Genomic DNA, 14,216 nt, shown 5'->3' with positions numbered 1-14,216 from the left:
CGGCCCGGACTCCCGGGAGCACCCTGGGGAATGTCCCTGCGGCGACCGGGTCGGGGTGGCGCGTTCCTACCTGACACCCGATGACCAGTGGCACACCATCTGGCGCACCCTGGCGAACCCTGGCGAATAGTCGCCCGGCAAGTCTCCCCGGGCTACTGTCAACTCAGCCGAGAACCTGGGGGCTTGACGTGAGCGGACAACCCAACACCCGGCTCTCGGACCTGTTCGGCCTGGCCGGCTGGTCCAAGGGCGAACTCGCGAGGCTGGTCAACCGGCAGGCGGCGGCCATGGGCCATCCCCAGCTGGCGACCGACACCTCCCGGGTGCGGCGGTGGATCGACATGGGAGAGATCCCGCGCGATCCGGTGCCGCGGGTGCTGGCGGCTCTGTTCACCGAGCGTCTCGGCCGTGTCGTGACCATCGAGGACCTCGGTCTGGTCCGGCACGGGCGTGCGGGGAAGCGGCAGGGCGGCGGGAGTGCGGAGTCTCCCGACGGAGTGCCGTGGGCGCCCGAGCGGACCGCCGCGGTCCTCACCGAATTCACGGGAATGGACCTCATGCTCAACCGACGCGGCTTGGTGGGCGCGGGCGCCGCGCTCGCCGCGGGATCCGCACTCAGCAGCGCCATGTACGACTGGCTGCACACCGACCCTGCCCTGGCTGCCGACGCACCCGACCTCGACCATCCCCTGCACGCCGACCCCGCCGGGTTCGACCGCTACGAGGCCGCCCCCATCGGGTCGCAGGAGATCGAGGAACTGGAGCGCTCGGTCGAGGTGTTCCGTGCCTGGGACGCGGCCCGCGGCGGCGGGCTCCAGCGCAAGGCCGTGGTGGGCCAGCTCAACGAGGTGGGCGGGATGCTCGCCTACCGTCACCCACCCCATCTCCAGCGGCGCCTGTGGGGCGTCGCCGCCAACCTGGCCGTCCTCGCGGGCTGGATGTCGCACGACGTCGGCCTGGAGCCCACGGCCCAGAAGTACTTCGTCATCGCCGCGCACGCGGCCAGAGAGGGCGGGGACCGGCCCCGCGCGGGCGAGGCGCTCTCCCGTGCGGCCCGCCAGATGGTGCACCTGGGCAAGCCGGACGAGGCCCTGGACCTGATGAAGCTCGCCACGTCCGGCTCCGGCGACGAGGTGCTGCCCCGCACCCGGGCGATGCTCTGCACCATCGAGGCCTGGGCACAGGCCTCCATGGGCAAGGGCCAGGCCATGCGCCGCACGCTCGGGCAGGCCGAGGACCTGTTCGTCTCCGACAAGGCCGACGTGCCGCCGCCGGACTGGATGCAGACCTTCAAGGAGGAGGACCTCTACGGCATGCAGGCCCTGGCCTACCGCACGCTCGCCGAGTTCGAGCCGGGTGCAGCCGCGCATGCCCAGCACTACGCGGAGAAGGCGCTCGCCCTGCGGGTCGACGGCCGGCAGCGCTCGAAGATCTTCGACTATCTGTCGATGGCCTCGGCGTGCTTCATCGCGGACGACCCCGAACAGGCCGACCGGTATGCGCGACTGGCGCTGGTGTCGATGGGCTCCAACTCCTCCCACCGCACCTGGGACCGGCTGCGCCAGATGTACCGGCTCACCGCCCAGTATTCCGGCTACCCGAAGATCCAGGAGCTGCGGGAGGAGATCAAGCTCGCCCTGCCGAAGACGAAGGGCAGGAGCGGCAACCACGCACAGGCCTGAGTTTCCTATGACGTGATCTTGGCGACCAGCACGCAGGCGTTGTCCGCGCGCTCGCACTCGCCGAACTCCTGGACCACCGTCCGCAGGCAGTCCTGCGCGGTGGCGGTCCCGGTCAGCCGCGGCGCCAGGTCGAGGAGGAGGTTCGCGGCGGCCGTTCCGGTGTGCCCGGGTACCAGCCCGTCGGTGTGCAGGAGCAGCAGATCGCCGACCTCGAGGGTCTCTTCGGCCTGCCCGTACACGGCGCCCGAGGTCGCGCCGAGGAGGACGCCGTCCGGTGCGCCCAGGACCCGCCCCGTCCCGTCGCGGAACAGCAGCGGGGCGGGGTGCCCGGCCTGCGCCCACACCAGTGTGCGGGTCCCGGGGCGGTAGCGGCAGCAGACGGCGCTGCCGAGGGCGGGTTGCACGGTGGCGTCGAGTAACTGGTTCAGCCAGGCCATCAGCTGCCCGGGAGGGGCGCCGGCCATCGCCATGCCGCGTACGGCGCCGAGCAGCATCGTCATGTTCGACGTGACACCGACGCCGTGTCCGGTGAGGTCGCCGACGCTGAGGAGGGTCTCGCCGTCGGTCAGTTCGAGCGCGTCGTACCAGTCGCCGCCGATCAGTGTGTGCGTGGACGCCGACAGGCGCCGGGCCGCGAGGTCGAGGGTCCTGGGACCCCGGTGCGGGAGCCGCAGGGAGCCGAGCCACGGCGGCAGCACGGCCTCCTGCAACTCGACCGCGAGCCGGTGCTCGGTCCGCGCGTCCTGCCGCTGGTCGGGGAGCGAGTCACGGGTCTCGCTCACCACCCGCTGGCTGCGGCGCAGTTCGCTGACGTCCCGCAGCACGGCCCACATCGAGGCGGTGCTGCCGTCAGTGTCGAGTACCGGTTCGCCCATCATGTGCACGGTGCGTACGTCGCCGCCCTGGCGTGCGATGCGGAACTCGCCGTCGATGGGCCGGGCGTCGACGAGGCAGTTCGTGACCATCGTCGTCAGCTTCGGCCGGTCCTCGTCGAGCACCAGGGACGGCAGCTCGTCGAGGGTGAGCGGGGGAGCGGCGGGGTCGCGGCCCAGGATCCGGTAGAGCTCCCCGGACCAACTGGCCTCGTCCGTCAGCAGGTTCCACTCGGCGCTGCCGACCCGGCTGAGCAGTGAGCCGGGTGCGGGCACGGCGAGCTCCGGGGCTGCCGTGGGCAGGGGTCCGTCCCGCAGCTGGGCCAGGTGTTCGTCGAGGTCGTTGAGCTGGTGCAGGGCCAGGTCGTACAGGGCGCGCTGCCAGCGTCCTCGAGGGTGGTCCGCTTTCTCCTCGGCGTCGCGCCGCACGGCGTCCACGTCGCCCTTGAGCCGCCGCGTCTGCGATATCAGCGCGTCGACCGAGCCGCGTCCGGGCGGCTGGGCGGCTGGGCGGTCCGCGGAGAGGTGGGACGGCATGACGCACTCCGATGCGGGGACGGTTCGACCAAGGCGGACGGAGGGACCGTTACGACTGTTGCACAGCCCGCGACGCCCTGTAAGGGATTCGGCAACACACGATACGGTGGTGCTTCTGGCATATGCCACAGTCTCACGGAGTTACTCCGAGGTAGGTGTGGAGCAGGTCCTCCAGAGGGTCAAGTCGTAGATTACACAGGGAGTTTGACGATCCGTCGGAAGGGCGCCACGCGATTGCCGCGCGTGTTCGACGGTCCTGTGTTCGAAGGTTTCAGTACCGCAGGACGCCGGCGATACCGTCCGCCTCGGCGAGTGTGCCGTCCGGTACGAAGCGGACGTCGGCTCCCGTCTCCAGGCACTGCTCGACGATCTCGTCCACGATGTCCTCACGGGACTCGAGGCCGGCGCTCTCGGCGAGGATCAGATGGTCCCCGGCGTCGCTGACCGTCACGCGGTAGTTCTCCTCGACCGCCAGCAGCCGGACACGCCCGTCCCGGGCGCTCTGCCAGAGCTCGTCGACACCGGCGGCGAACTCCCGTCGTCCGCGGGCCGTTTCGAGGGCGCGGGCCACGGCGTCCGTGTCCTTGCGGGCCTCCGTCTCGATCGCCGGCCGGATGGCCTGCCACACGGACTCGGGCGTCCCGTGTGCGAGACCGCCGTGCGGGACGTGCACCGCTTTCTTGGTGGCGCTGCCGACCTCGTCCAGCAGGGCGAGGGCGGCCGGCGGACCGGTGACGTACAGCGGTCGCGGGTGCTCACGCAGGACGGTGCTCATCGCGGTGTCGGTCTCGCGCAGGAACTGGCGGGTGCGCTCCTCCCGGAAGGCGCTCGGCAGGTCGCCGATCCGCTCCTGTCGTTCCGGGTCGAAGTTCTCCACACGGCGGGTCAGCGGGAAGCCGTCGGCGCGCTGCTCGACGACGCGGTCGACGCCGCCGTTCCACAGGGTCGCGCGGTCGGCGGAGAGCGACAGCACCCAGAACGGCCGCTCCGCCGTCTGGGCGGAGACGAGGTTGCGGGTGAGGAAGGTGTCCGAGAGCACCACGCGTTCGGGCACGGACCGGGCGAGCGACCACACCTGGTGCTCACCGGAGGCGGCGAAGATCACCAGGCCGTCCTCGGCGTGTGTCAGATCGACCTCGGACAGGGCCTCGTCGAGGTGGTGGGCGACCTCGGCCCGTCGTTCGCGGCTGACCGCCGGATCGGCCTCCAGCTGCCGCTTGGCCTCGGCCACCAGATTGCGCAGCCGGACCTGGTCCTGGGCGTTGTAGGGATCGCGCCGGTGGGTCGGCGTCAGCACGGAGACCGCGGGGTAGGGGCGCGGGCGCCGCAGCTCGGCAAGGGTCGCGGGACTCAGAACGTGCTCCATGACAGAACGATAGAGCGAATTCAGCATGAGGGCATTCGGGGCAATCTGCACCCTCCTGTCGAGGCTTCGCCGTCCGGGAGTTGGGGAAGTTTTTGCCGCTGGCCGGTTTTCGACGGGGGGTCCCCCGTGGTGCGGCGGATCCGCGGATATTGCGCGTGCAAAGTGCGGCTGGATTTGAGGGGTGGCCGGGGTCGCTCGCGGCCCGGGCGAGTTGACCTGTGGCCGTGGGCGTAACACGCTCGAAATATAGATGGCTCATACAACTGATTTGCGGGAGGTATGCGCATGTGCGGCATCACCGGCTGGGTCTCCTTCGACCGCGACCTGAGTGCCGAGGCGGCGACCCTGGACGCGATGACCGAGACGATGGCCTGCCGCGGCCCGGACGACCGCGGCGTCTGGACCGAGGGGCCCGTCGGCCTCGGACACCGCAGGCTCGCGATCATCGACCTGCCCGGCGGCCGCCAGCCCATGACCGCCGCCACCCCGCACGGCACCGTCGCCCTCGTCTACTCGGGCGAGGCCTACAACTTCACCGAACTGCGCGGTGAGCTCACCGCCCGCGGCCACCGTTTCACCACCGACTCCGACACCGAGGTCGTCCTGCGCGGCTACCTCGAATGGGGCGACGCCGTCGCCGAGCGCCTGAACGGCATGTACGCCTTCGCCGTCTGGGACGGCCGCACCGACCGGCTCCTGCTGATCCGCGACCGCATGGGCATCAAGCCCCTCTACTACCACCCCACTCCCGACGGCGTCCTGTTCGGCTCCGAGCCCAAGGCGATCCTCGCCAACCCGCTGGCCCGCCGACGCGTCGGCCTCGACGGCCTGCGCGAGCTGTTCACCATGGTCAAGACCCCCGGACACGCCGTGTGGGAGGGCATGCGCGAGGTCGAGCCCGGCACCGTCGTCACCGTCGACCGCACCGGCGTGCGCCAGCGCGTCTACTGGGAGCTGCGCACACGGCCCCACACCGACGACCGCGACACCACCGTCGCCACCGTCCGCTCGCTCCTCGACGACATCGTGCGCCGCCAGCTCGTCGCCGACGTACCCCGCTGCACCCTGCTCTCCGGCGGCCTCGACTCCTCCGCCATGACGGCGCTCGCCGCCCGGCAGCTCGCCGCGCACGGCGAGCGGGTCCGCAGCTTCGCCGTCGACTTCGCGGGCCAGGCCGACAACTTCGTCGCCGACGACCTGCGCGCCACCCCCGACACCCCCTTCGTGCACGACGTGGCCCGGGACGCCGGCACCGATCACCAGGACATCGTGCTGGACGCGCAGGCCCTCGCCGACCCCGGCGTACGGGAGAAGGTGATCAGGGCCCGCGACCTGCCCGCCGGCCTCGGCGACATGGACGCCTCGCTCTACCTGCTCTTCCGGGCCATCCGCGAACGGTCCACGGTGGCCCTGTCCGGCGAGTCCGCCGACGAGGTCTTCGGCGGCTACCAGCAGTTCTTCGACGAGGAGGCCCGCCAGGCCGACACCTTCCCCTGGCTGGTGCGCCTCGGCCGGCACTTCGGCGACGACGCCGACCTCCTGCGCCCGGAGCTGGTCAAGGCCCTGGACCTGGAGTCCTACGTCGCCGACAGCTACCGCTCCGCCGTCGCCCGTGTGCAGCGCCTCGACGGCGAGAGCGACTTCGAGTTCCGGATGCGGCGGATCAGCAACCTGCACCTGACCCGGTTCGTACGGATCCTGCTCGACCGCAAGGACCGCGCCAGCATGGCCGTCGGCCTGGAGGTCCGGGTGCCGTTCTGCGACCACCGGCTCGTCGAGTACGTGTACAACGCGCCCTGGGCGCTTAAGTCCTTCGACGGCCGGGAGAAGAGCCTGCTCAGGGAGGCGACCGCGGATCTGATCCCGCGGTCCGTGTACGACCGGGTCAAGAGCCCCTACCCGTCCACGCAGGACCCGAAGTACGCGGTGGCCCTCCGGAACCAGGCGAAGGACCTCCTGGCACAGCCGGACCACCCGGTCTTCGACCTCGTCGACCCCGAACGGCTCCGGCAGGCCGCGCACCGCGACACGCCCGTGAGCAGCCAGGCCGCACGCCGGGGCCTGGAACGAACCCTCGACCTGGCGATGTGGCTGGACCTCTACGCACCCGAGGTCTCACTCGGCTGACCGGGGGATCCGCGGCCGCACCGGCTCACTCGGTGTCGTGGTCGGAGCCGCAGGAGCTGCCGTCCGGCGGGAGCGTGCCGTACAGCAGGAACGCGTCGACCTTGCGGTGCACGCACTTGGAGGAGCCGTAGCCGGTGTGGCCCTCGCCCCGGTTGTCGAGCACCACGGCCGACGACCCGAGCCGCTCGGCCGTCTCCACCGTCCAGCGGTACGGCGTGGCCGGGTCGCCCCGGGTGCCGACGAGCAGCATCCTCGGGGTGTCGAGGTCCTTGACCTCGTCACGGATGAAGTCGGTGCCCTTGGGGCGGCCGTAGCACATCAGCACCTGGGTGAGCCGGTACCGGCCGAAGACCGGCGACGCCCGCTCGTACCGGGCGCGCAGCCGGCCGAGGTCCCTGCCGACCTGCTCGGCGGCGGGGCGGTCGGGATCGTCCGCGCAGTTCACCGCCATCAGGGCGGCCGGCAGGTTGTCCATGGGGACGTCCTGCGGGTCGGTGAGCCCGCGGTGCGCCGCCCGCCACGGCGGGTGAGCGACACCCCCAGACGCGAAAGCCTCCAGGCGGCTGGTGTCGCCGTCCTCGAGCAGCTGCGCGACGGCCCGCTGCAGCGAGGGCCACAGCTCCCTGCTGAACAGCCCCTGCGCGAGGGCGCCCGCGAAGTCCTGGCCGGAGAACGCCTCGCCGAAGTCGGTCGGCACCGGGTCCCGGTCGAGCGACTCGACCACCTCGACGACGTGCTCCCTGGCCTCCCGCGGGTTCTGTCCGAACGGGCAGGCGATGTCCTCCGTGCACCAGGCGAGGAAGTTCTCCAGCGCTGTCTGCTGCCCCTGCGCGCTCACCACACCCTGCTCCGACAGCGGCTCGGTGAGCGTGTCGACGCCGTCCAGCACCATCCTGCCGACCTTGTCGGGGAACTGGGCCGCGTACACCGCGCCGAGCCGGCTGCCGTAGGAGAAGCCCAGGTAGTTGAGCTTGCCGTCGCCGAGTGCGTCGCGCATGACGTCCAGGTCACGGGCGGCGTTCACCGTGCCGATGTGGCGCAGGACGGGGCCGGAGTGTTCGGTGCACTCGGCCGCCGCGTCGCGCAGCTTTTCCAGCAGGGCCTGCGGGTCGGCCACGGCCGCGTCGCCGTCAGCGGCCAGTGGGTCGTCCGGGGCGTTGCCGCAGCTGACCGGCGAGGAGCGGCCGACGCCCCGGGGATCGAAGCCGACCACGTCGTAGCCGTTCGTCAGGCCCATGAAGTCCTTGCCGGCCATGGCGAGTTGTCCCACGCCCTGGCCGCCCGGGCCGCCGAAGTTCAGCAGCACCGAGCCCCGGGACCTGCCCGTGGCGCGGTAGCGGGCCAGGGCGAGATCGAGGGTCCCCTTCTTGGGGTCGGCGTAGTCGAGGGGGACGGTTACCTTGCCGCACTGGAGGTCCTTCGGCATGTCCTCGCCCTCGCACGCCGACCATGTGACCTTCTGGTCGTAGAAGCGCGCCAGGCCCGGCGCGGGGTCGTCCGCGGCCGGCAGCCCCGCACCCAGCAGGGCCAGCCCGGCCGCACAGGGGACCGCGCAGCGCCTCAGCGAGGGGCGCGTGGACAGCTTGGCCAGCATCGATGCCTCCAGGGGGCGCGCCCCACAGCGGACCGGGGACCGGCGCCCTCGCTCACCATAAGCGGGCTCCGGAAGCCGCGCCTCCGGACGAGCGGGCGGGGGCGGAGTGCCTTGACCTGCGCGGCTGCGTCGCGCATACGAAGGGCTTTACCGCTAGTTCGACAACAGGGCCGCTCGATGGAGTGAAAGGCCGATAAGCCATAACTCGGATCGGCCGTCCGCGTTTTATCTCGTGCGGGTGAGTGCCCGCGATGATGTCTGGAAGGCAGGGAACCTATGAATCGGGTTACCCGAAACGGTGTGATCGCCGTCGCCGCCGCCTCGGGCGCGATGGCCCTGACCGTCCCCGCGTACGCCGGTTCCGGAGCGGAGGGCTCGGCTGCCGGTTCGCCCGGGGTGGTCTCCGGCAACACCGTCCAGCTGCCGGTGCACGTTCCGGTGAACGTGTGCGGGAACACCGTGAACGTGGTGGGGCTCCTCAATCCGGCCGCGGGCAACAGCTGCGCGAACAAGGACGACGGGCGGGCCGGCCGGCCCGGCAAGCCCGGCGGCGCGGTCGCGGACGGCAGCGGAAAGGATTCACCGGGCGTGGTCTCCGGCAACGGCGTCCACCTGCCCGTCGACGTGCCGGTCAACGTCACCGGCAACTCCGTGAACGTGGTCGGCATCGGCAACGCGTCGGCCGGCAACGAGTCCTCCAACACCCCCGGTGACCGCCCGGTCCGCCCCCACCATTCGCCGAAGCCGGTTCCGAAGCCGCCCACCCCGCCCCGGCCGCACCCCGCCCCCGAACCGGCCCCGCACACGGTCCCGCATGCCGCCGGCGCCCTGGCCCACACGGGCACGGACCACACCCTCCAGGCCGTCGCGGCGAGCGCGGCACTGGTGCTGGGGGGAGTCGTACTGCGGCGGCGGTTCCGCCCGGGGACCGAAGACTGAAGGGACGGCCTGCCCCGCGCCCTGCCGGAGCCGTCACGGAGGCGGTGCCCTCAAACCGCCTCCGCCACCGCCGTCAGCAGCACCATCCCGGAATCGCCGTAGTCCGGCAGGGTCGGGTCCGTGTCGATGTGGGTGACGTCCAGATCGCGGGTCAGAGGGGTGAAGACCTCGGTCACGGTCGCCGGATCGACCGGGCAGCCGGGCCAGCGGGACGCCGGGCCGATGCGGTAGGTCGGCATGTTCTCCATGAGGGCGGCGACCAGGTGGCCGCCCGGCTCGACCGTGCGGACGAACGTGCGGCAGAAGTCGGCGAACTCGGCGAAGTCCTCCGTCGCGCCCTCGGCGACGAAGTGCATGGAGGCGAGTTCGTACGAGCCGGCCGGCAGGGTCCGCACGTCGGCGTGCACGACGTTCACCGGCGCCAGCGCCCCGGCCAGGGTCGCCGGCACGTCCGGGTTGAGCCGCCGGCACAGCTCGTGGAAGGGGAGCCAGCTGGCGTCGAGGCGGTGACAGATCTGGTCCCGTAGGTAGGCGACGTTGCTCGCGCCCGCCTCCACGGCGTCGATCCTGCGGCTCACGGCGGACGCGAGGATCAGCGGGTAGAGGTTGGGCCCCGCCCCGAACTCCACCGAGCGGGCGATGGCGCCGGGACGGAAGCGACGGTAGAAGGCGCTGTGGTGCGCGATGATCGCCGCGTCCGAGGGATGCACCTCGCGGTAGTTCTCGCGGAGGTAGTCGGCGACCGGCCAGCTGTCCCAGTCCACGTCGTCGTTGTGCGTCGTCATGGCTCTCTAGCCCTTCAGCCGCAGGGGGAAACGCCCGGCCAGCCGGGTCAGGGTCCCCGTCAGGCGGTCGATGTCGTCGTCCGAGTTGAGCGCCGTGAGCTGGATGCGGAAGCCGACCCGGTCGCGGGGCACGAGCGGATAGGCGGCGAGCGTCACGTAGATGCCCTCCTCCCACAGATACGCGGAGACCGCGTCCAGGTCCGCGGGGTTCGCCAGCGGGACCTCCACGATGGGCAGCCGGTCCGTGTTGAGGGTGCTCACCCCCAGGCTGTCCAGGTGATCGAGCACCCGGACCGTCTTGCGGTACAGGTCGGCCCGGATGACATCGCCCCGCCGCTCGTTGACGTCCAGTCCGGCCAGCGCGGTGGCCAGCGACGCCGTCGGGGACGGCCCCGAGTAGAGATAGGGGGCCGCGTCGGTCTTGAGGCGGTTCTTGAGCTCCGAGGGCAGCGCCAGGAACGCGAGCAGCGACGAGTACGCCTTCGAGAAACCGGCCACGAGCACGATCCCGTCGTACGACTCCCCGGTGTGCCGCACCAGGCAGTTGCCGCGCATGCCGTACGGGCAGGTCTCGCCCGGCCCGCGTTCCCCGATCACGCCGAAGCCGTGCGCGTCGTCGACGTACAGCGTCGCTCCTTCCGCCCGGCACACCGCGGCCAGCGCGGGCAGGTCGGGGATGTTGCCGCTCATGCTGTTGACGCCGTCCAGGCACACCAGCCGCGGCCTGCCCGGCGGCACCCCGGACAGCAGGGCACGCAGCTCGTCGAGCCGCCCGGCGTGGAAGCGGTGCAGGGTGGCGCCCTGGCCACGGGCCACCACGCAGCCGTCGTAGACGGTCCGGTGCGCGGTCGCCTCCACGAAGACGTGCCCGTCCTCGGCCAGCGCCGGGATCACCGAGGCGTGCACCAGCGTCAGCGTCGGCAGCAGCAGCGTGTCCGGCGCGCCCAGCAGCGCGGCGAGCCGCTCCTCGATGTCGGGGTACAGCCGCGGACTGCCCAGCAGTCGCGACCAGCTGGGGTGCGTACCCCACTCGCGCACTGCCGGATCGATGGCCTCCATGATCTCCGGGTCCCAGTCGAAACCCAGGTAGTTGCAGGATGCGAAGTCGATCAGCCAGTGGTCGCCGCTGCGGATGTGCCGGCCCCGCACCTCGTCGAGGACCGCGTCGCTCATCGGGCTGGTGCGCCGCAGATGCTCCAGGTCCGCCCAGCGTGCCTCCCGGCGTCCCGGGGCGGCGTCGAGACGCGGCCGCCGCGCGCGGGGCGGCGCGAAGGGGTGGGCGCTCGGCTCCCGCAGCACGTGCGCGCTCTGTTCCACCGTCATGGGCCGGGCGAAGAGGTAGCCCTGCCCGAACCGGCAGCCCATCTGGGCCAGCAGGTCCCGCTGCGCGGTGTCCTCGATGCCCTCCGCGATGACCTGGAGGCCCAGGGTGTCGGCGATCCGCACGATGCCCTCGACGAGGGCGACCTGCTGGGCGTCGCGGGCGATGTCGTCGATGAAGGACTTGTCGATCTTCAGGACGTCGATGGGGAAGTCCCGCAGATAGCGCAGCGAGGAGAAGCCGGTGCCGAAGTCGTCGACCGCGATGTGCACCCCGAGTTCCTTCAGCGTGTGCAGCACCGTCTGGAGGCGGTCGTCGCGGTGCAGCAGCACTGTCTCCGTCAGCTCCAGCTGCAAGGACCCGGGCTCCAGCCCGGGCGTGCTCAGCGCCTGGCCGACCTGCTCGACGAAACCGGCGTCGCGGAACTGGCGCGCGGAGACGTTCACGCTGACGTACGGCGGACGGGCGGGACCCGGCTGCCGTTGCAGGTCCGCGATGTCGTTGACCGCGTTCTTCAGCACCCACGAGCCCAGCGGGGCGATCTGCCCGGTCTCCTCGGCCAGGCTGATGAACTGGTCCGGCGCGACGGGCGGCCGGTGCTCGTGCGGCCAGCGGACCAGGGCCTCGAACCCCACGACCTCGCCTCCGGTGATGTCCACGACGGGCTGGTAGCGCAGCGCGAACGCCTTGTCGGCGACCGCCCGGGCCAGCTGGGACTGGAGGTCGTGCCGCTCGACCATGCGGCTGCGCAGCAGTGGCCTGAAGCGGCGCCACTGCCGCTTGCCCGCCGCCTTCGCGGCGTACAGCGCGAGGTCGGCGTGGCCCAGCAGTTCCTCGGCGTCCGTGCTGTCGCGCGCGGTGGCCACGCCCACGCTGGCGGACACCGTCACCGACTCGTCGGCCAGATCGAACGGCCGCCCCAGCGTCTGGATCACCTGGGCCGCCAGCAGCTCGGCGTCGAGCGGCTGCCGGGCGTCCTCCATCAGCACGGCGAACTCGTCCCCGCCCAGCCGGGCCGCGGTGTCGGTCCGCCGCAGCGCCCGGGACAGCCGGTTGCCGACGGCGACCAGCAGATGGTCGCCGACCCGGTGCCCCATCGTGTCGTTGACCAGCTTGAAGTCGTCCAGGTCGATGTAGAGCAGACAGGTCAGGGACGACTCGCGGCGGCCGCGCAGCAAGGCCCGTTCGATCCGCTCCAGCAGCAGCGTCCGGTTGGGCAGACCGGTCAGCGAGTCGTGGAAGGCCCGCTGTGTCAGCTCCTGCTCCAGCCGCCGCTGCTCGGTCACGTCCCGCAGCGTCACGACCAGGCCGGACACGGTCCGCTCGTCCCGGAAGTCGCTGCACCGCACCTCCACCTCGACACGCCCGTCCCGGCGCCGCACCCACCAGTGGTCGTGTCCGGCCCGCGCGCCCCTCTCCCGTACGGCGGCCAGCTCCCGCGCGGCCCGCTCCCGGTCCCCGGGATCCACCAGTTCCGGCAGCGGGACCCCGAGGAGGTCGTCGGTGCCGAACACGGACCGCGCGGACGGGCTGGCGTACCGGATCGCGTCGTCGTCCTCCAGGATCAGGATGACGTCGGAGGCGTTGCGGACCAGGGTGCGGAAGTACGCCTCGTTCTCCCGCCGGACGACCTCCTTGCGCAACGCGACCCGCTCCATGGCCAGGCCCGCGTGCGACGCCAGGATCTCCAGCGAGCCCCAGGTCTCGGTGAGCTGCCGCTCGGGGGCGGCGACCAGCAGGACACCCGGGACGGCCCCGGCCGGGCGGTCGGGCTGGGTCATGGGGCAGACCAGGACGCAGGGCAGGCCGTCCAGTCCGGCGGCGATGCCGGGTTCGAGGGCGGCCGGGCCCACCATGTGGGTGCCGTGCGCGCCGAGGTCCCCCGCGCGCTCCGTCGGCAGCAGCAGGGTCCGGTGCGGTACGTCCGGACCCAGCAGCCGGTCCACCGCGGTACAGCAGGACCGGTCGATCTCCTCCTGCCGGAAGGCCGAGACCAGCGAGGCGGCGGCCCCGCGCAGCGCGAGTTCCCGCGTCACCGCATGGCGATGGGCCACGACCATCCCCGCCAGCCGAAGTATCACCAGCAGGAACAGCACGCCCGAGAAGGCCGCGATCACGGCGGCGTCCCGTGTCTGATTGCTCAGCCCCTCGTACAGCAGGATCCCCGGCGCGATGAGGGTGGCCACGGCGAGCAAGACCAGCCGGCGCGGCGGCGGCAGCAGGGACTCCCGCTGCGGCACGGACGCGGTCAGCGCGACCATCGAGGGGTGCAGGGCGGCCAGGCCCCAGGCGGTGTAGAAGGCGATCCAGCCGAGGTCCAGCAGGGTGCCGGTCTGCCACAGGTCTTTCAGCTGCAGGATCCCGTACGCGATGTCGAAGCCGAGCAGTGTCACGGTGCCCACGACCAGCAGCTGCACGGCACGGTTGGGCCCGTCGAGCGGACTCGGGGTCAGCAGCCGGGCCAGCAGGGCCAGTACGAGGACGTCGCCGAGGGGATAGGCGATGCTGATGGCGCGCTGCTGCCAGGTCAGCCCTTCCACCACCGTCAGCGGCTGCACCAGGTACACCCACACGGGCAGCGCGAGGCCCGCGGTGATGATCAGCGCGTCGAGCAGGCTCGGCAGGTCGCGGTCGGCCCACCGGTGCCGGACGAGCCCCGACAGTCCGATCGCGAAGAGCGGGTAGGTGGCGAGGTAGCAGGCGTCGGCGGGGGAGGGGAACGGGTTGGAGGCGTCGAAGTACTCCTCCATCACGTTGTAGTACGTGTCGCCCGCGATGAAGGTGAGCAGTCCGCCGGCCAGGAACCACCAGGGCCACTGATGGGCGGGCCGGTGGACACGAATGCCGATCACCACGGCGGCGACGCCGGCGAGCCCGATGACGGCCCACAGGACGGGAGCCGCCGTCGGGACGGTCATGTACACGATTGTGGCAACCGTGACGAGGGCGATCTGGGCGGCCATCAGCCGACGTGCTGACAGCAAGGACATGCG

General features: G+C 71.8%; 8 protein-coding genes. 3 read left to right on the top strand and 5 right to left on the bottom strand.

What is annotated here, in order from left to right:
- Window positions 1-188 precede the first annotated feature (188 nt).
- Window positions 189-1,682 carry a hypothetical protein gene (locus tag MQE23_RS02135; RefSeq protein ID WP_020269335.1) on the top strand — a complete coding sequence of 498 codons (1,494 nt, stop codon included), beginning with the start codon at window positions 189-191 and terminating at the stop codon, window positions 1,680-1,682.
- Between the two features lie 5 nt (window positions 1,683-1,687).
- Here MQE23_RS02135 and MQE23_RS02130 read toward each other — a convergent pair whose 3' ends face one another.
- Together MQE23_RS02130 and MQE23_RS02125 are read right to left on the bottom strand one after the other, a co-directional pair.
- Complete coding sequence (locus MQE23_RS02130) at window positions 1,688-3,091, bottom strand: SpoIIE family protein phosphatase (protein ID WP_243378015.1); 1,404 nt, start codon at window positions 3,089-3,091, stop codon at window positions 1,688-1,690.
- A 271-nt stretch (window positions 3,092-3,362) separates the two neighbouring features.
- Window positions 3,363-4,457, bottom strand: a complete 1,095-nt coding sequence (locus tag MQE23_RS02125) for a chemotaxis protein (RefSeq protein WP_243378013.1) — start codon at window positions 4,455-4,457, stop codon at window positions 3,363-3,365.
- Between the two features lie 285 nt (window positions 4,458-4,742).
- Here MQE23_RS02125 and asnB point away from each other — a divergent pair, with 285 nt between their 5' ends.
- Window positions 4,743-6,584 carry an asparagine synthase (glutamine-hydrolyzing) gene (asnB, locus tag MQE23_RS02120; protein WP_243378011.1) on the top strand — a complete coding sequence of 614 codons (1,842 nt, stop codon included), beginning with the start codon at window positions 4,743-4,745 and terminating at the stop codon, window positions 6,582-6,584.
- A 25-nt stretch (window positions 6,585-6,609) separates the two neighbouring features.
- On the opposite strand, the gene MQE23_RS02115 is transcribed toward asnB, so the two are convergent.
- The gene (locus MQE23_RS02115) at window positions 6,610-8,178 is read right to left on the bottom strand and encodes an alpha/beta hydrolase (RefSeq protein ID WP_243378010.1); all 1,569 of its coding nucleotides are present in this window, start codon (window positions 8,176-8,178) and stop codon (window positions 6,610-6,612) included.
- A gap of 276 nt (window positions 8,179-8,454) precedes the next feature.
- Between MQE23_RS02115 and MQE23_RS02110 the strand changes: the two genes are divergently transcribed.
- On the top strand, window positions 8,455-9,117 hold the full coding sequence (locus MQE23_RS02110) for a chaplin (RefSeq protein ID WP_279345116.1): 663 nt from the start codon (window positions 8,455-8,457) through the stop codon (window positions 9,115-9,117).
- Between the two features lie 50 nt (window positions 9,118-9,167).
- Here the strand turns inward: MQE23_RS02110 and MQE23_RS02105 are convergent, their stop codons facing one another.
- Window positions 9,168-9,902: a class I SAM-dependent methyltransferase gene (locus MQE23_RS02105; RefSeq protein ID WP_243378007.1), complete on the bottom strand. Its 735-nt coding sequence runs from the start codon at window positions 9,900-9,902 to the stop codon at window positions 9,168-9,170.
- A 6-nt stretch (window positions 9,903-9,908) separates the two neighbouring features.
- The gene (locus tag MQE23_RS02100; RefSeq protein ID WP_037666282.1) at window positions 9,909-14,186 is read right to left on the bottom strand and encodes an aminotransferase class I/II-fold pyridoxal phosphate-dependent enzyme; all 4,278 of its coding nucleotides are present in this window, start codon (window positions 14,184-14,186) and stop codon (window positions 9,909-9,911) included.
- Window positions 14,187-14,216 lie beyond the last annotated feature (30 nt).

This window comes from Streptomyces sp. HP-A2021 (genome assembly GCF_022807935.1).
Lineage (GTDB): Bacteria > Actinomycetota > Actinomycetes > Streptomycetales > Streptomycetaceae > Streptomyces > Streptomyces afghaniensis.
Note: the sequence above shows the minus strand (reverse complement) of the source record. Positions and strands in the feature narration are given on the sequence as shown.

Coding starts and splice junctions, on each gene's coding strand:
- MQE23_RS02130 (WP_243378015.1), bottom strand. CDS start 3,091: ATGCCGTCCCACCTCTCCGCGGACCGCCCAGCCGCCCAGCCGCCCGGA.
- MQE23_RS02125 (WP_243378013.1), bottom strand. CDS start 4,457: ATGGAGCACGTTCTGAGTCCCGCGACCCTTGCCGAGCTGCGGCGCCCG.
- asnB (WP_243378011.1), top strand. CDS start 4,743: ATGTGCGGCATCACCGGCTGGGTCTCCTTCGACCGCGACCTGAGTGCC.
- MQE23_RS02115 (WP_243378010.1), bottom strand. CDS start 8,178: ATGCTGGCCAAGCTGTCCACGCGCCCCTCGCTGAGGCGCTGCGCGGTC.
- MQE23_RS02110 (WP_279345116.1), top strand. CDS start 8,455: ATGAATCGGGTTACCCGAAACGGTGTGATCGCCGTCGCCGCCGCCTCG.
- MQE23_RS02105 (WP_243378007.1), bottom strand. CDS start 9,902: ATGACGACGCACAACGACGACGTGGACTGGGACAGCTGGCCGGTCGCC.
- MQE23_RS02100 (WP_037666282.1), bottom strand. CDS start 14,186: ATGGCCGCCCAGATCGCCCTCGTCACGGTTGCCACAATCGTGTACATG.